This window comes from Streptomyces avicenniae (assembly GCF_000719135.1).
GTDB lineage: Bacteria > Actinomycetota > Actinomycetes > Streptomycetales > Streptomycetaceae > Streptomyces > Streptomyces avicenniae.
This window is the reverse complement of the sequence record NZ_JOEK01000012.1, coordinates 129,431-146,306: the sequence shown is the minus strand read 5'-3', so window position 1 is coordinate 146,306 and position 16,876 is coordinate 129,431. Positions and strand designations below refer to the sequence as shown.

General features: G+C 74.7%; 15 protein-coding genes and 1 pseudogene. 7 read left to right on the top strand and 9 right to left on the bottom strand.

The genetic code is table 11. From position 1 onward, the window contains the following. Positions 1-82: 82 nt before the first annotated feature. On the bottom strand, positions 83-745 hold the full coding sequence (locus tag IF27_RS20990; RefSeq protein WP_052851231.1) for a response regulator transcription factor: 663 nt from the start codon (positions 743-745) through the stop codon (positions 83-85). A 178-nt stretch (positions 746-923) separates the two neighbouring features. Continuing rightward, complete coding sequence (locus tag IF27_RS20985) at positions 924-1,556, bottom strand: DUF3000 domain-containing protein (RefSeq protein ID WP_420822035.1); 633 nt, start codon at positions 1,554-1,556, stop codon at positions 924-926. 86 nt (positions 1,557-1,642) lie between these two features. Between IF27_RS20985 and hemE the strand changes: the two genes are divergently transcribed. Beyond that, on the top strand, positions 1,643-2,680 hold the full coding sequence (gene hemE, locus IF27_RS20980) for a uroporphyrinogen decarboxylase (RefSeq protein WP_052851436.1): 1,038 nt from the start codon (positions 1,643-1,645) through the stop codon (positions 2,678-2,680). 50 nt (positions 2,681-2,730) lie between these two features. Here hemE and IF27_RS20975 read toward each other — a convergent pair whose 3' ends face one another. Together IF27_RS20975 and IF27_RS20970 are read right to left on the bottom strand one after the other, a co-directional pair. Next, complete coding sequence (locus tag IF27_RS20975; RefSeq protein WP_052851229.1) at positions 2,731-4,383, bottom strand: DUF7910 domain-containing protein; 1,653 nt, start codon at positions 4,381-4,383, stop codon at positions 2,731-2,733. A gap of 355 nt (positions 4,384-4,738) precedes the next feature. Beyond that, positions 4,739-5,686: a DUF4349 domain-containing protein gene (locus IF27_RS20970; RefSeq protein WP_052851228.1), complete on the bottom strand. Its 948-nt coding sequence runs from the start codon at positions 5,684-5,686 to the stop codon at positions 4,739-4,741. Between the two features lie 126 nt (positions 5,687-5,812). Here IF27_RS20970 and hemG point away from each other — a divergent pair, with 126 nt between their 5' ends. Both hemG and hemQ read left to right on the top strand, forming a co-directional pair. Continuing rightward, complete coding sequence (gene hemG / locus IF27_RS20965) at positions 5,813-7,216, top strand: protoporphyrinogen oxidase (protein WP_110946101.1); 1,404 nt, start codon at positions 5,813-5,815, stop codon at positions 7,214-7,216. A 17-nt stretch (positions 7,217-7,233) separates the two neighbouring features. Further along, the gene (hemQ, locus tag IF27_RS20960) at positions 7,234-7,935 is read left to right on the top strand and encodes a hydrogen peroxide-dependent heme synthase (RefSeq protein ID WP_052851227.1); all 702 of its coding nucleotides are present in this window, start codon (positions 7,234-7,236) and stop codon (positions 7,933-7,935) included. Positions 7,936-7,988: 53 nt separating this feature from the next. Here the strand turns inward: hemQ and IF27_RS20955 are convergent, their stop codons facing one another. From IF27_RS20955 to zapE, 4 genes and pseudogenes are all read right to left on the bottom strand, one after another. Continuing rightward, a complete protein-coding gene (locus IF27_RS20955) occupies positions 7,989-8,966 on the bottom strand; it encodes a TIGR04222 domain-containing membrane protein (RefSeq protein WP_223291151.1) in 978 nt (325 codons plus the stop codon). A 5-nt stretch (positions 8,967-8,971) separates the two neighbouring features. Then, positions 8,972-10,238 (bottom strand): annotated as a pseudogene (locus IF27_RS20950) (MbnB/TglH/ChrH family RiPP precursor modification enzyme). Between the two features lie 109 nt (positions 10,239-10,347). Then, positions 10,348-11,214, bottom strand: coding sequence for a PPK2 family polyphosphate kinase (locus IF27_RS20945; RefSeq protein WP_052851225.1), 867 nt, complete (start codon positions 11,212-11,214; stop codon positions 10,348-10,350). A 36-nt stretch (positions 11,215-11,250) separates the two neighbouring features. Then, on the bottom strand, positions 11,251-12,342 hold the full coding sequence (zapE, locus tag IF27_RS20940) for a cell division protein ZapE (RefSeq protein WP_052851224.1): 1,092 nt from the start codon (positions 12,340-12,342) through the stop codon (positions 11,251-11,253). A gap of 66 nt (positions 12,343-12,408) precedes the next feature. Here zapE and IF27_RS20935 point away from each other — a divergent pair, with 66 nt between their 5' ends. The 4 genes from IF27_RS20935 (at position 12,409) to msrB (ending at position 15,927) form a co-directional block, all read left to right on the top strand. Beyond that, entirely contained in the window at positions 12,409-13,182 is a 774-nt protein-coding gene (locus tag IF27_RS20935; protein WP_052851223.1) for a pyrimidine reductase family protein, read from the top strand. Between the two features lie 277 nt (positions 13,183-13,459). Beyond that, the gene (locus tag IF27_RS20930; RefSeq protein ID WP_190233069.1) at positions 13,460-13,924 is read left to right on the top strand and encodes an indole-3-glycerol phosphate synthase; all 465 of its coding nucleotides are present in this window, start codon (positions 13,460-13,462) and stop codon (positions 13,922-13,924) included. 115 nt (positions 13,925-14,039) lie between these two features. Then, a complete protein-coding gene (murC, locus tag IF27_RS20925) occupies positions 14,040-15,452 on the top strand; it encodes a UDP-N-acetylmuramate--L-alanine ligase (RefSeq protein ID WP_052851221.1) in 1,413 nt (470 codons plus the stop codon). Between the two features lie 37 nt (positions 15,453-15,489). Beyond that, positions 15,490-15,927 carry a peptide-methionine (R)-S-oxide reductase MsrB gene (gene msrB, locus IF27_RS20920; RefSeq protein ID WP_052851220.1) on the top strand — a complete coding sequence of 146 codons (438 nt, stop codon included), beginning with the start codon at positions 15,490-15,492 and terminating at the stop codon, positions 15,925-15,927. Here the strand turns inward: msrB and IF27_RS20915 are convergent. Further along, positions 15,860-16,852, bottom strand: coding sequence for a carbohydrate kinase family protein (locus IF27_RS20915; protein WP_110946099.1), 993 nt, complete (start codon positions 16,850-16,852; stop codon positions 15,860-15,862). The genes msrB and IF27_RS20915 overlap by 68 nt on opposite strands. Positions 16,853-16,876: the final 24 nt, after the last annotated feature.

The window sequence follows — 16,876 nt, the reverse complement described above, 5'->3', positions numbered from 1 at the left end:
GGTCGGAGGTTCCCGGTGGGAGGAGGGGTGACGGGACGGGGTCCGGCGGTCGTGCGCCGGGACCGGGCGGCGGGGCGTCGTCTCAGTGGATGATGCCGGTGCGCAGGGCCACGGCGACCATGCCCGCGCGGTCACCGGTGCCCAGCTTGCGGGCGATGCGGGCGAGGTGGCTCTTGACGGTCAGGGCCGACAGGCCCATGGAGACGCCGATCGCCTTGTTGGACTGCCCCTCGGCGACCAGCCGCAGCACCTCGACCTCACGGCCGGAGAGCTCGCGGTAGCCGCCCTGGTGGGCGGGGGCGCCTGGCTGGCGCCGGTGCATCCCCCTGGCCGCCGCGCCGATGTGCGCCGCGCCGTGCCGGGTGGGGGGACCGAGGTTGTTGCGGGTACCGGTGACGACGTAGCCCTTGACGCCACCGGCGAGGGCGCTGCGCACGGCGCCGATGTCGTCGGCGGCGGAGAGGGCGAGGCCGTTCGGCCAGCCCGCCGCGCGGGTCTCGGACAGCAGGGTGAGGCCGGAGCCGTCGGGCAGGTGCACGTCGGCGACGCAGATGTCCCGTGGGTTCGCGACTCGGGGGCGGGCCTCCGCGATGGACGACGCCTCGATGACGTCCCGTACTCCGAGGGCCCACAGATGGCGGGTCACGGTGGAACGGACTCGGGGGTCGGCCACGACGACCATGGCGGTCGGCTTGTTCGGGCGGTAGGCGACCAGGCTTGTGGGGTGCTCAAGGAGAACAGACACCGGGCCTCCCGGAGGGGTGGGGTGGGGGCGGACCGAATCCGACTCCCGGGGAGGAGTCGGGGCGTTCCGGATGGAAGGGTCACTACTCCTTCGGCAGGAAGTTCCTGGGCCTTTAGAGAAAGATCACGAACCGGTGATATGCCGTCCGGTACTGACGCCCCCGCCGTCCCGCGCCGCGTCAGGCCGGGCGCGGTCCCCTGCGGCGCGGCAGCGCCGTGACGGCCGTGCCGCTCGTCTCGGGCGGCAGGCCCGCGCACTGCGCGAGCAGCGCGCACCAGGCCAGCAGGTGGCCGGCGGCCTCGGCGCCGTCCGCCGGGGTCCAGGAGGCCCGCAGCTCCAGCTCGGCGCGGGAGGGGCGCTCCGCCATGGCGCCGAAGTACTGCGAGTCGGCCCGGGTCACGGTACCGCCCGCCTCGCGGCGGGCGAGCCCGCGCGCGTCGAGCGCCTCGGTCAGCCAGGTCCAGGCGACCTCGGGCACCAGCGGGTCGGTGGCCAGCTCCGGGTCGAGGTCGGCGCGCGCCAGCGTGACGACGCGGAAGTCGCCGCGCCAGGTCTCGTCGCCCGCCGGGTCGTGCAGCAGGACGAAGCGGCCGTCGGCCAGTTCCTCACCGTCCACGCCGACGGCCGCGCCGAGCGCGTGGGCGTACGGTGCGAGCCGCCGTGGCGGCGGCAGGGGGGACAGGCGCACCTCCGCGCGTGGCCTGGCCGCGGTCAGGTCCGCGACCGCCTGCCGGAAGGCGAACGGCACCCGTGGTCCGGGGTCGCCCATATCTCCGGTCTCCTCCGCCTGCCGCTGCCGAGACGATGCCATGGCCGGTAACCCTAGGCGCCGGTCCGCCCCGTCGCGCGTACGCCACACCAGGGCGCGCGGGTCAATCCGCCGGTCGTGGGAGACTTCTGCGTGTGACACTCGCCGACTCCCCCTTTCTCCGGGCCTGCCGCCGCGAGCCGGTGCCGCACACGCCCGTGTGGTTCATGCGCCAGGCCGGTCGTTCCCTTCCCGAGTACCGCAAGGCGCGTGAGGGCGTCGCGATGCTCGACTCGTGCATGCGTCCCGACCTGGTCACCGAGATCACGCTCCAGCCGGTCCGCAGGCACGACGTGGACGCCGCCGTGTACTTCAGCGACATCGTCGTCCCGCTGAAGGCCATCGGCGTCGATCTCGACATCAAGCCGGGGGTCGGCCCGGTCGTCGCGGAGCCGATCCGCAGCCGCGCCGACCTCGACCGGCTGCGTCCGCTGGAGCCGGACGACATCCCGTACATCACCGAGGCCGTCGGCATGGTGACGGCGGCGCTGGGTGACACGCCGCTGGTCGGGTTCGCCGGTGCCCCGTTCACCCTTGCGAGCTACCTGGTCGAGGGCGGGCCCTCACGCAACCACGAGCACACCAAGGCCCTCATGTACGGGGACCCGGAGCTGTGGGCCGATCTGCTCGACCGGCTCGCGGACATCACCTCGGCGTTCCTCACCGCGCAGATCGAGGCCGGGGCCTCGGCCGTGCAGCTCTTCGACTCCTGGGTCGGCGCGCTGGCGCCCGAGGACTACCGCGCCTCGGTGATGCCCGCGTCCAGGAAGGTGTTCGACGCCGTCGCGCACCACGGTGTGCCGCGGATCCACTTCGGCGTCGGGACGGGCGAGCTGCTCGGCCTGCTCGGCGAGGCGGGCGCGGACGTCGTCGGTGTGGACTGGCGCGTGCCGCTGGACGAGGCGGCCCGCCGGGTCGGGCCCGGCAAGGCGTTGCAGGGCAACCTGGACCCCGCCGTGCTGTTCGCGCCGCGCTCCGCGGTCGAGACGCAGGCCCGCCGCGTGCTGGACGCCGCCGCGGGGCTGCCCGGCCACATCTTCAACCTCGGCCACGGTGTCCTGCCCGCGACCGACCCTGACGCGCTGACGCGCCTCGTCTCGTACGTCCACGAGCAGACGGCCCGCTGACGTCCCGGCCGGGAACGGGGCGCCGCCGCCGCGGCGCCCCGGGGTCCGGCTCAGCCGGTGATCAGGTCGAACTGCTCCCAGGGGCCGATGGCCGCGCGGTTGGCGATCAGCGGCGCGGCGCCCGCGTTCTCCGCCGTCACGTACTGGCCGTTGACCTGGGCCCGCAGGCTGACGGAGCCGTTGCCGTTCCGCACGAGCTGGAAGGTCTCCCAGCTCTGCGCGACGGGCTGGTTGGCGATCAGCGCGGCGGCCCCGGCGTTGGCGGCCGAGACGTACTGGCCGTTGACCTGCGCCCGCAGCGTGATGTTGCCGTTGCCGACGTCGCCGAGTTCGAAGCGCTCCCAGAGCCCGGCGGCGGCCCGGTTGGCGATCAGCGGCGCGGCCCCGGCGTTCTCCGCCGACACGAACTGGCCGTTGACGCGGGCCCGCAGGGTCACGACCGAGGTGGGCGTCGTGCCGAGCACCGGGCGGGTGGGCCGGACGGCGGTGAGCGGCGTCTCCCGCTTCAGCATCCGGCCGCCGTCGCCCGTGAGGCGCAGGTAGTAGTCGGCCGAGCAGGCGGTGCCGTCCTCGTCCAGCGCCAGGATGCCGGAGCCCGCCGGGATCTGGGAGGCGTTCTCCGCGGTCTTGGCGATCTGGTTGCCCTCGTTGTACTCGTCGAACATCGAGATGTAGATGCCCTGGGCGCCGACGCGGACCATGTTGTAGAACTGGCGCCACATGAAGTCGCCGTGGGCGCGCTGCCGTTCCTGGAGGTCGCCGGGGAGCACGCACGGCTGGTAGTCGATGCCGCGGGCGTTGCACTCGGCCTGGTCGGGCAGGTTGACGTTCTGGTAGAAGTTGTCGGTGTCGGCGACGGTGGAGATGCGGCCGACCATCCACGGCGAGATCATGTTGAAGGCCCGGTAGACGTCGCCGAAGCCGGGCCGCGAGTCCTGGTTGCCCGACCGCCAGTGGGTGGGGACGCCGCCCATGACGTACGTGCCCTGCGCCTTGAACCAGTTGATGACGTCGAGGCACGGCGCCGGGGGCCAGGGGCGTCCTGCGTCGTTGAAGCCGAAGCCCCATATGCCCACCACCGGGCGGCCGTTCTGCCGGGCGTAGGCGGGGGACGAGGTGTACGCCGCCATCTTGTTCAGCCAGTCGGTCTTGATCTCCGACTGCATGTTCGTCCAGTTGGTGACGTCGTACATGATGTAGAACTTGCGGCCCTGCGCCTCGGCCGCGGTGCGGACCCGGGCGGTGACCGCGTCGCGCACCGGGCCCTCGCCGCCGGTCGGGTTGAACCGCTGGAGGGCGGCGGTGTCGATGTTGTTCTCCCGCATCCAGCGGAAGTGGGTGTCCACGGTCTGCGCGTCGTGCGAGGAGAACACGGTGGCGGGCTGACCGTTGCCCAGGTTGGGGTAGGCGGTCGCGTAGGTGCGGGTGTAGTCGCGGTTGTCGGGCCAGCTCTTGAGGGCGTTGTTGCTGGGCGACGGCGGCTGGCCCCAGTTGTTGGACCAGTGCCACCAGGCGTTGATGGGGGAGCCGTCGCCCGCGGCGGCGAACCAGCCCTGGTATCCGACGGTGATCTTGCCGACCACGTCGCCCGGTGGGCTGGCGAGGGGGGCGACGGTGTCCGCGTGGGCCGCGGCCACCGGGAGGGTGGACAGCGCGGAGGTGGCTGCCGAGGCGGCCAGGAAACGGCGGCGGGAGACTGCCATGGTGGGGGGTGACCTCTCCTTCGGGACGGGCACGCGGCGTGGACGGCACCCGGCACCGGAGGTCGCGGCGCCGTACAGCTCGCCTCGGGCCTTCGGCGGACGAGTGGGACACCGCGATTGGTCTGGACCGTAGAAGTGCACCCCCGGGGTGTCAATCCCCGCCGCACGTCCCTCGCGCACCGGAACTCGCGGACGCGGCGCGGCGGGACGGGAAGGCCCGTGTCGGCAAGTCTCCGCGGGGGCCCGGTGGTTGCTTCGCCCACGCGATCGCCCGGCCACGCCGGACGCCGCATCCTCGGCCCCGGCGCGCGGCGTGTCCCCGCAGGTGAGGGGGCGCGCCGCGCGCCGGGAGGTGTCACGTGCCCGGGCTGCGGAAGACGTGGGCCGTCGGGTCGTCCGCCGGGGCGGGCGTGGGCCGTGCGGGCAGGCGGCGGCGCACCAGCCGTACGACGAGGGCCACCAGGCCGGTCGCCACCGCGAACGGCAGCAGCGCGGCCAGCGTCGCGAGCGCCCACACGACGCCCGTCACGAAGACGTCCCAGCCGCCGGACAGCGCCGCCGGGATCGACGGCTCGTCGTCCGACCGGCGCTCAGCGGGCGTCACGTCCGGCTCGCGCAGCTCCAGGACGACCGTGGCCATCGTCACCTGCCCACGCAGCTGCTCGCTGCGGGACTCAAGCGACTCCAACTCCGCCTGTCGGGAGCTGAGTTCCGCCTCAAGGGCCACGATGTCGCCGATCGAGACGGCCTGTTCCATCAGGGCGCGGACGCGCGCGACGCTCTCGCGCTGGGTGGCGAGGCGGCTCTCGACGTCCACCACCTCCTCCGTCACGTCCTCGGTGGAGACGTCACGCGACACCAGCTCGCCGAGCGCCGACAGGTCGGCGAGCAGCCCCTCGTACCGCTCCTGCGGCACCCGCAGCGTCACCTGGGACCACTCGCCGCCGCCGGACGGATCGCCCGTCGTGCTCTCCGCGCTGACGAAGCCGCCCGCCGCCGTCACGGCGGACACGGCCGCGGCGTACGCCTCCGGCACGTCCTCCGCCGCGACGGTCAGGCTCGCGGTGCGGATGAGGAGGACCTCGGACGCCGCGCTGCCGGTGGCCTGTTCGACGGCGCCGCCGTCCTCGGCCTCCGAGGCGCCGCGCTCGTCGGCCGACGCCTCGGGGACGGCCATGTCGCTGTCGGCGTTGCTCCCGCCCCCGCCCCCGTCGCTCCCCGTGCAGCCCGCGAGCAGCAGCGCGGCGAGCAGCGGGACGGCGGCGAGCGCCGCTCTTCGTGCGGTCCCCGTCGTACGTGTCATTCGGACCCCCTCAATTACCCGTGGACAGTCGCCGGTTGGACGGCACGGGGGTGCGCGCGGTTCTGCGCGGCCGGTTCCGAAGAGGTCACGCGCGGGCCACGGTCCCGCATCTGGGACAGTGGACCCATGCATGTGATCGTCGTCGGCGGCGGGGTCACGGGCCTCACCGCCGCCCATCGGCTGCTGGCCGCCGGGCTCCGGGTCACCCTCCTGGAGAGCTCCGGACGGTTCGGCGGCAAGCTCCGCACCGGACAGGTCGCCGGGGTCCAGGTCGATCTCGGCGCGGAGTCCGTCCTCGCGCGCAGACCCGAGGCCGTCGAGCTGGCCAGGGAGATCGGGCTGGCCGACGCGCTGCGGTCCCCGGCCGTGACCAGCTCGGCCATCTGGACCCGGGGGGCCCTGCGGCCCATGCCGCAGGGGCACGTGATGGGCGTGCCGGGCACCGCCGCGGCCCTCGCCGGTGTGCTGTCCGACACGGGCCTCGCGCAGATCGCGCGCGACAGCGAGCTGCCGCCCGTCGAGGTCGGCGAGGACGTCGCGGTCGGGCAGCTGGTCGCCGAGCGGATGGGGCGCGAGGTCGTGGACCGGCTCGTCGAGCCGCTGCTCGGCGGCGTGTACGCGGGCGACGCCTACCAGATCTCGCTGCGCTCGGCGGTGCCCGCCCTGTACGACGCCGTCCGCGACCACGACACGCTCCTCGCCGCCGTGCGCGCCGTCCAGCGGGCGACCCCGGCCAAGGCGTCGGGGCAGCCGGTGTTCGCCGGGCTCGACGGCGGCGTCGGCACGCTGGCCGACGCGCTCGCCGACTCCTGCCGTACGCGCGGCGCCGCGCTGGAGAGCGGCGTCACGGTGACGGGCCTGCGCCGCACCGCGCGCGGCTGGGCCGCCGCGCTGGACGACGGGCGCTCGCTCGTCGCCGACGGCGTGGTCCTCGCGCTGCCGGCCGCCGGGGCCGCGCGGCTGCTGGCCGCCGAGGCACCGGCCGCGGCCGGGGAGCTGGCGGCGGTGGCGTACGCGTCGATGGCGATCGTCACGCTGGCGTTCCGCCGCGCCGACCTGGGCACGCTGCCGCGCGGCAGCGGCTTCCTCGTCCCGGCCGTGGACCGCCGCGTCATCAAGGCCGCCACCTTCACCACGGGCAAGTGGGACTGGGCGGCGGGCGCCGACCCCGGCGTCTTCGTGCTGCGCGCCTCCGCCGGGCGGTTCGGCGACGCCGGGGCGCTGGAGTGGGACGACGACGACCTGGTGCGGGCGGCCCTTGAGGACCTGGGGGAGGCGGCCGGGCTGCTGGCCAAGCCGATCGACTCCCTCGTCACCCGCTGGCCAGGCGGCCTGCCGCAGTACACGGTCGGCCACGCGGGGCGGGTGGCCCGGGTGCGCGGCTACCTGGACGCGCTGCCGGGGCTGCGGCTGTGCGGCGCCTCGTACGACGGCGTGGGCATCCCCGCGTGCGTCGCGAGCGCGACGCGGGCGGCGGGGGAGCTGGTGCGGGCGCTGCCGCCGGGGCCGCGTGCGGAGCCCGCCGGGTGAGGCGGGACAATGACGCCATGACTGCTGCATCGCCCGGCAAGCGCGCCAAGGAACTGAACGACGTCATCCGCTACACGCTCTGGTCCGTCTTCCGGCTGCGGGACGCGCTGCCCGAGGACCGCGCGGGGTACGCGGACGAGGTCGCCGAGCTGTTCGACCAGCTCGCGGGCAAGGACGTGACGGTGCGCGGCACCTACGACCTGTCCGGGCTGCGCGCCGACGCCGATGTGATGATCTGGTGGCACGCGGCGACGTCCGAGGCGCTCCAGGAGGCGTACAACCGCTTCCGCCGCACGCGGCTCGGGCGGGCGCTCGTACCGGTCTGGTCGAACATGGCGCTGCACAGGCCCGCCGAGTTCAACAAGTCGCACATCCCGGCGTTCCTCGCCGACGAGACGCCGCGCGAGTACGTCAGCGTCTACCCGTTCGTGCGCTCGTACGACTGGTACCTGCTGCCGGACGAGGAGCGGCGGCAGCTGCTGGCCGAGCACGGGAAGATGGCCCGCGGCTACCCGGACGTGCGCGCCAACACGGTGGCGTCCTTCTCGCTCGGCGACTACGAGTGGATCCTCGCGTTCGAGGCCGACGAGCTGCACCGGATCGTGGACCTGATGCGTCACCTGCGGGCGTCGAAGGCGCGCCTGTACGTCCGCGAGGAGATCCCGTTCTACACGGGCCGCCGCAGGGAGCTGGCGGACCTGGTGGCCGGGCTGGCCTGAACCGGCCGCCGGTGGACGGGCGCGTGCCCGCCCACCGGCCGGGCGGCGCGTGATCAGCCGCCGCCGCCCCCGCAGCCGCCACCACCGCCGCAGCTGGAGCCGCCTCCGCAGCCCCCGCCACCGCCGCTGCCCCCGGTGCCTCCGCCGCAGCTCGACCCGCCGCCGTTGTGGTCGCTGCCCCCGCTGTGGCCTCCACCGCTGTCCCCGCCGCCGTTGCCCGACCAGTCGCCCGCGGAGCCGCACGTCGCGCCCCAGAAGGCGCCCGAGCCGTCCGACGACGCGGAGGCGTACGTGGCGATGGTCAGGGTGAGCGGGATCGCGATGGCCAGCTGGAGCCGCAGCGCCTGGTCCTTCGCCCCCGCGGGGCCGAGCAGCGCGACCTGCACCTCAGGCCGCTGGGCCGCGGCGAACGGGGCACGGTGCCGCAGCCCCGTCACGGCGGAGCGGCCGTGGTCGGTCAGCCGTCCCTTGCGCGGACGGAACGTGAAGCCGGTCATCTGCACGAGGATCGTGAGGCCGATGAGGGCGATCAGCGTGACCTCCCCGGTGACGGCCGTCATGACGATCGTGGAGATCGTGACCAGACCGGCCGTCACCATGCACAGGAGGGCGGCGCGGCGCCAGAGGCGCAGCGTCCTCGGCTCCCACAGCAGGCCCCGCGTGAACAGGGCGTCGCCGATCGCCTGCACCTCGCGCGAGGCGGCGAACGTCGCGATGACCCGGTCCGCCGAGGGGCGCCACGCGTCGCCGATGACGGCGAGGAACGCGCGCTCCATCGCGTCGTCGGCCACCGGGCGCCTGACGTGGATCTTGCCGCCCTCGACGCTGAGCCGCTTCTTGGAGATCATCGCGGCCAGCACGGTCTGCACGACGCGGTGCGGCCCGCCGGTGAGGAACGCCGTCTCGTAGACCGACCGCGTCGTGGTGTCCCACAGGGTCGGCAGCGCGCGGTGGGCGCGGAGGCGGGCGAGGATCAGGTTCAGGACGGAGGCCGTGAGGGCGCTCACGACCACGATGACGAAGACGAGCATGGCGCTCACCCTGCCTTCCGCTGGGTTCTCGTGCCGCGCCGCAGCCGGGCGAACCGGCCGGGCGGGGCGGGGGTGGTGCCGGGGTCCTCGCCCAGCCATCCGGCCAGGCGGGCGCGCACGGCGGGGTCGTCCGGGACGCCTTCGGTGAGCAGGGCGCGGACGAACGCGGCGGCGTCCTGCCGGTGGCCGCCGGTCAGCGGCCTGGCCCTGGCGTGGGCCAGGGCGAGGCGGCGGTAGGAGTCGCCGAGGATCACGGGGAGTTCGGGGGCGACCTTCGCGAGGACGTCCGCGCGCTTGCCCGCGAGGACGTCACGCTGGACGCGGAGCCTGGCCGCGTCGAAGCCGGGCGGGTCGGGCGCCCCGGCGGTGAGGGCGGCGAGCAGCGCGTGCTGGGCGGCGCCGAGCCGTTCGCGCGCGGCGTCGGTCGTGGCGCCGGGCGACGTGCCGGGCGAGGGTTCAGCCATGGCGCGCTCCCGTCAGCACGGCGCGGATGTCGTCCAGTTCGGCCGCCAGCGCGGCGACGGGAGGGAACGCCTCGTCCCTCTCCAGCAGGACGCCGGGCGGTTCTGTGCGGTTGCACAGCAGTTCGAGGACGCCGAGCACCTGCGGCGGGACGGGGTGGGCGTGGCTGTCGTGCCACACGCCGTCGCGCTCCACACCGCCCGCGACGTGGACGTACGCCAGGGCGTCGAGCGGCAGCGTGTCGAGCGCGGTGGCCGGGTCCTCGCCGCGGTTGACGTGGTTGGTGTGCAGGTTCGCGACGTCGATGAGCAGGCCGACGCCGGTGCGCTCGACCAGCTCCGTGAGGAACTGGCCCTCCGTCAGCTCCTCGTCCGGCCAGCCGACGACGGCCGCGATGTTCTCCAGCGCGAGCGGGACGGGCAGCGCGTCCTGGGCGATCCTGACGTTCTCGCACAGCACGTCGAGCGCGTCCCACGTGCGGGGGACGGGCAGCAGGTGCCCGGCCTCCAGGCCGCCCGCCCTGACGAAGGCGATGTGCTCGGTGACGACCGGCGTGCCGAGGGCCTCCGCGACCCAGGCCAGCCGCGCCAGCCGGGCGGGGGAGGGGCGGGACGCGTCGCCGAGCCCGAGGGACACACCGTGCGGCACGACGGTGGTGCCGCGCGCCCGCAACCGCTCCAGCGCGTCGGGCAGATGGTCGGGGCAGACGTTCTCCGCCACCACCTCGACCCAGTCGATGCCCGGCAGCTCCCCGATGCCGTCGGCGATCTCGGGACGCCAGCCGATCCCCGTGCCCAGCCGTGGCCGCATGATGCCGCTCCCCCCGTGCGATGACGCTTCTCCCGCTCGGGGTCAGTGTTCATCGCGCAGGGGGTGTGCCAAACGGCGGGGTCATATGTTCAGAGGAACACTTGAGCTTTCAGTGGTGGGCGGACGGGGCGAGCCGCTCGTCGTGCAACTTGGCCCGCAGATCCGACGCGTCGTAACCCGCCGCCGGATAGCGGGGGTCGATCTCCCGCAGCTGCGCGAGCAGGAGGCGGCTCACCGCCCAGTTGCGGTACCACTTGCGGTCGGCGGGGACGACGTACCAGGGCGCCGCGTCCGTCGAGCAGCGTTCGAGCGCCGAGGTGTACGCGCGCCGGTAGTCGGGCCACAGGGCGCGCTCGGAGATGTCGTTCGGGCTCAGCTTCCAGTGCTTGTCCTCCCGGTCGAGGCGCCGCAGCAGGCGGCTGCGCTGCTTCTCCGGGCTGATGTGCAGGAAGACCTTGACCCAGACGACGCCGTCGTCCGCCAGCGCGCGCTCCCAGCCGTTGATCTCGTCGAACCGCCGCTGCCACACCGGCTCGGGCACCATGCCGTGCACCCGCACGACGAGCACGTCCTCGTAGTGCGAGCGGTCGAAGATGCCGATCTCGCCGGTGCCGGGGAGGCCCTTGCCGATCCGCCACAGGAAGTGCTGGTGCCGCTCCTCCTCGGTCGGCGCCTTGAACGCCCGGATGCGGCAGCCCGCCGGGTTGAAGTGGCCGACGACGTGCTTCACCGTGCCGCCCTTGCCCGACGTGTCCATGCCCTGGAGGACGAGCAGCAGCCGCCGCCGGTCACCGGCCGTCGCGGCGGCGTACAGGCGCTCCTGGAGCGCGGCCAGTTCCCCGGCCATGTCGGCCGTCTCGCGCAGCGCCTGCTTCTTCCCGCCGTCGAAGCCCGGTGTCGCGTGCGGCTCGTGCGCGGAGAGGTCCACGGACGAGCCGGGCGGGACGCGGAGCAGGTCACGTATGTCAGTCCCCATGGGGAGATCGTGTACCCGCTCCGGCGCGTCTGCCACTCAGGAGGCGGACGGCAGTCCGTCCGCCTCGCGGGCGAGCGCGGTGAGCCGGGAGATCGCCCGCAGGTACTTCTTGCGGTAGCCGCCGTTCAGCATCTCGGGGGCGAACAGCTGGTCGAACGGCGCGCCGGAGGCGACGACGGGCAGCTCACGGTCGTACAGCCGGTCGGCCAGCACCACGAGGCGCAGCGCCGTGCTCTGGTCGGGGACCGGGCGGACGCCGGTGAGGCAGACGGCCGTCACGCCGTCGCACAGCGCGCCGTACCGGCTGGGATGGACGCGGGCGAGGTGGCCGAGGAGGACGCCGAAGTCGTCCAGCGACGCGCCGGGCACCGCGTGCGCGGCGGCGGTGACCTCCGCGTCGGGGCGCGGCGGGGGCGCCTGCGGCAGGCCGCGGTGCCGGTAGTCCTCGCCGTCGATGCGCAGGGCGCGGAAGTGGGCGGACAGGCCCTGGATCTCGCGCAGGAAGTCGGCGGCGGCGAACCGTCCCTCGCCCAGCTTGCCCGGCAGCGTGTTGGAGGTGGCGGCCAGCGCCACGCCCGCCTCGACCAGCCGCGACAGCAGCGAGGAGACGAGCACGGTGTCGCCCGGGTCGTCCAGCTCGAACTCGTCGATGCACAGCAGGCGGTGGCCGGAGAGCGTCGCCACGGTCTGCTGGAAGCCGAGGGCGCCGACCAGGTTCGTCAGCTCCACGAAGGTGCCGAACGCCTTGCGCTCCGGCGGGGCGGGGACCGCGTGCCACAGCGAGGCGAGCAGGTGCGTCTTGCCGACGCCGTACCCGCCGTCCAGGTAGACGCCGCGCGGGCCCTCCTGGCGCCGGGGGGCGGGGCGGAGCACGCGGCGCCACAGGCCGCGTCCGGCCGTGTCGGCGCCGTCCGTGCCCTCGCCGAGCGTCGAGGCGAAGTCGCCCAGCGCCTTCACTGCCGCCGCCTGGCCCGGCTGCGCCGGGTCGGGCATGTACGTGTCGAACCGCGCGGAGTCGAAGCGCGGCGGCGGGACGAGTTCGGCGACCAGCCGCTCGGGCGGGACATGGGGCTCGCGACCGGCGAGGGCCACCGGTCCCGTGGGCTCGGACGTGCGGGGCGTGGACACAATCTCCCAGTCTACGGGCGGCCCGTGCCCCCGGCCGCCGGTGGGGCGTGTGCCACACTGCGGCGCATGCGACGCCTGTTCCCCGCCTCGAAGGACCCGGACGCGACCACCGACCGCGAGTGGGACCTGACCGAGATCGCCGACGCGTACGCCTACCCCGACGCGCCGCACACGGCGGACGGCTGGCTGCGCGCCGACATGGTGTCCTCGCTCGACGGCGCCGCGCACCACGGGGGCCGCTCCAAGCCGCTCTCCAGCGCGACCGACATGCGGATCTTCGGCGTGCTGCGGCAGCTCGCGGACGTCGTCGTCGTGGGGGCCGAGACGGTGCGCGAGGAGCAGTACCGCCCGGCGCGGCGGCGGCCCGAGTTCGCCGAGCGGCGGCGGGCGGCCGGGCAGACGTCCGCGCCCGCGATCGCCGTCGTCAGCGCGAGCCTGCACCTGGACTTCTCACTGCCGCTGTTCACCGAGCCGGTGGTGCCCACCCTCGTCGTCACGGGCGCGCGGGCGCCGCACGCCGGGCTCGCCGCGGCGCACGCGGCGGGCGTCGAGGTCGTCACGGCGGGTGACGAGGCGGGCGTGGACCCCGTACGGCTGAAGCGTGAGCTGGTCGCGCGCGGGTACACGCGGCTGCTGACCGAGGGCGGCCCGCGGCTCCTCGGGCAGCTCGCCGCCGCCGGGGTGGTGGACGAGCTGTGCCTGGCCACGTCGCCGCGCTACACGGTCGGCACGGCGCCGCGCCTGATGAGCGGCCCGGAGATCGCCGACCCGCGCGCGATGGCGCTCACGGACCTGCTGGAGGACGCGGGCTTCCTGTTCGCGCGCTACCGCCGGGCCTGAGCCGCGCGCCCGCCACCCGGGAGAGCGAATTCACCCGCCCGGCTGTTGACTCCCCCCGGCATTCGCGGGGTACACGCCCGGGTGCTCAGGGCGCCGTGAAGCCGCGCGACGGGCTCCGGACCGCCCCTGCGGTCCCGGAAGCCGACGTTCCGCTTCGCCCGTCATGGGCAGACTGAACAACGCGACATCCCGTACGCCCCGGGGGAAGGATGGTTTCTGCCGGAGCGCGCGGGGTCCGGTTTCGACGAAGGGCGCACAGATGGTCACGACAATCCTGATGATCGAGAAGGCGATCGCGCCCACCGACGTGGACCTCGTCACCACGCTGCACGAGGACGAGCCGCAGTCCGTCGTGGTCCTGATGCAGCCCCGGGGCGACCAGGACCAGCTGCTGCGGGCGCTGGACGACGTGGCGCTCGGCGAGTTCGGCAGGGCCGTGCGCGAGGCGGACGTGCCGGAGGGCGCCGCCGCCCCCGAGGGCGAGCCCGACTCGCCCGCCGCCGTCGCCCTGCGCCACTCGCTGGCCGCGCTGCGGGCGGCGGGCGCCGAGGCGGAGGGACGGCTGATCGACGACCACCCGCTCGACGTGCTGACGGCGGTGGTGCGCGAGACCGGCGCCGACGAGGTGGTGGTCCTCACCGCGCCGCACTACGTCGAGGAACTGTTCCACCGCGACTGGGCCTCGCGGGCCCGGCACAAGGTCGGCGTCCCGGTCCTGCGACTCTTCGCGCACGCCGGATGAGTCCGGGGCGACCCGCGCGCGGCCTGGTGCGAGAATCGCCGCACCGGCCGGGACGGCCCGGCCGGTGACGCCCCCTTCGATGTCAGGAGCCCCCTCGTTGTCAGGAGCGACGCGCATGACACCGGCCGTCCCGCCCGTGCTGGAACGGCCCCACTTCGTCGGCATCGGCGGCGCCGGGATGTCGGGCATCGCCAAGATCCTGGCCCGGCGCGGCGCCGCCGTGGCGGGCAGCGACCACCGTGACTCCGCGACCGCCACCGCGCTGCGCTCGGCCGGGGTCCGCGTGCACGTCGGCCACGCGGCGGACCAGCTGGCACCCGACGCGACGGCGGTCGTCGTCTCCAGCGCCATCCGGCAGGACAACCCGGAACTGGCCGAGGCCGCACGCCGGGGCCTGCCCGTCGTGCACCGCTCCGACGCGCTGGCCGCGCTGATGGCGGACCACCGCGCCGTCGCCGTGGCCGGCACGCACGGCAAGACGACGACGACCTCCATGCTCGCCGTCGCCCTCACCGCCCTGGGCCTCGCGCCCTCCTACGCCATCGGCGGCGACCTCGACGCGCCCGGCTCCAACGCGGAGCACGGCGACGGCGACCTGTTCGTCGCCGAGGCGGACGAGAGCGACCGCAGCTTCCACCGGTACGCGCCCGAGGTCGCCGTCGTGCTCAACGTCGAGTTGGACCACCACGCGAACTACGCGTCCCTTGAGGAGGTCCAGGCGTCGTTCGAGCAGTTCGCGGACCGCATCGTGCCCGGCGGCACGCTCGTCGTGAACGCCGACCAGGCGGGCGCGCGCGAGCTGACCGCCCGCCTCGCGGGCCGCGCCGGGCCGCGGATCGTCACCTACGGGGAGGCGGCCGAGGCGGACGTGCGCGTCCTGCGGGTGCGGCCCGTCGGGCTGACCAGCGACGTCACGGTCGAGCTGGACACGGGGGAGGGGCGTGAGGAGCTGACGTTCCGCGTCTCCGTGCCGGGCCGCCACTACGCGCACAACGCCGTCGCCGCCCTGGCCGCGGGCGTCGCGGCCGGGGTCCCGGCCGCCGGGCTCGCCGCCGCGCTCGGCTCGTACACCGGTGTCCGCCGCCGCCTCCAGGTCATCGGCGAGGCGAACGGCGTCCAGGTCATCGACTCCTACGCCCACCACCCGACCGAGATGACCGCCGACATCGACGCCCTGCGCGGCGCCGCCGAGGGGGCGGGGGGGCGCGTGCTGATCGTGTTCCAGCCGCACCTGTTCAGCCGGACGCGTGAGCTGGGCACCGAGATGGGGCAGGCGCTCGCGCTGGCCGACGCCTCCCTCGTCCTCGACATCTACCCGGCGCGCGAGGACCCGATCCCCGGCGTCACCAGCGCGCTGATCACCGACGCCGCACGCGCCGCCGGGGCCGACGTCCGTCCGGCCCCCGCCCGGGACACGGTGGCCGACACCGTCGCGGGAATGGCGAAACCCGGCGATCTGGTTGTCACCATGGGCGCGGGCGACGTGACGGACCTCGGTCCCGTCGTCCTGGCCCGGCTCGGCGCGTGAGGCGCCCGGCGGAAGCGTGAGGTAAGGAGAGACCCCCGTGGCATACAAGGTCGAGAAGTCCGACGAGGAGTGGCGCAGGGAGCTGTCGGGCGAGGAGTACCAGGTGCTCCGCCAGGCGGGCACCGAGCGCGCCTTCACCGGCGAGTACACCGACACGACGACCGTCGGCGTCTACAACTGCCGGGCCTGCGGCGCCGAGCTGTTCCGCTCCGGCGAGAAGTTCGAGTCGCACTGCGGCTGGCCGTCGTTCTACGACCCGGCGCAGAGCGACGCCGTCGAGACGCGCACCGACACCTCCCTGCCGGGACGGCCGCGCACCGAGGTGCTGTGCGCCACCTGCGGCTCGCACCTCGGGCACGTCTTCGAGGGCGAGGGCTACGACACGCCCACCGACCTGCGGTACTGCATCAACTCCATCGCCATCCGGCTGGAGACGGACGATCCGCAGGCGTCGTCGGGCCCGACGGCGGCCTGAGCCCGTTCAGCTCGCTCACCGCCGCGGCCAGCTCCGCGGCGGTGATCTGGCGTTCGTGCGTCCCGTGCCGCGTGCAGGCGAACGCGCCGGACACCAGCCCGGCCAGCGCGCACGCGTCCGGCGGGGCGCCGTCCAGCCTGCTGTGCAGGAACGCCGTCAGGAACGCGTCGCCCGCCCCGTTGCTGTCCACCACGGGCAGCGGCGGGACGACGGCCGGGTGGTGCCGCACCGTGCCGCCCGCGGCGGCGTCCAGCACGTACGCGCCGCGCTCGCCGTCGGTCGCGACCACGACGCGCGCCCGCCCCTCGTCCAGGATCATCCGCATCACGTCGCCCACCCGCTCGCCCGCCGCCGCGGCGCTGAGGAAGACGGCGTCGGGGGTCAGCGCCCAGGGCAGCGCGGCGGGGTCGGTGCCGTCCCAGGCGTGCAGGTCGGTGGACGTCGGGATGCCGCGCTCCGCCAGCTCGCCCAGCAGCTCGCGGTTGAAGTGGCTGCGGGAGACGTGGACATGACGCGCGCGGATCGCGTGGGCCAGCGCGAAGTCGAGCGGCATCAGCAGGTCGGCCGGATGCCGCCCGTCGTAGAACGAGAAGCGGCGCCCCCGCGCGTCCACCAGGTTGACGCTGCGGGGCGTGCCGTTCGGCGCGTGCAGCGTGTCGAGGGCGACCCCGGCGGCGGCGAACCGTTCGCGGACCTGCGCGCCCTGGAGGTCGTCGCCCAGGAAGTCGATGAACTGGGTCCTGCGGCCGAGGGCGTGGAAGCCGAGGGCCGCGCCCGTGCCGGTGTGGGCGACGTAGTCCCTGATGGGCGGGACGCCCACCGCGTCGCCGCCCGGGACCGCCAGCTCGTCCACGCGGACGATCGTGTCCACCCCTGAGCCGCCCACCACGAGCACGTCGTAGCGCGGTTGTGTCGTGTCGATCATCGGCGGAGGCTACCCCTCCCCGGC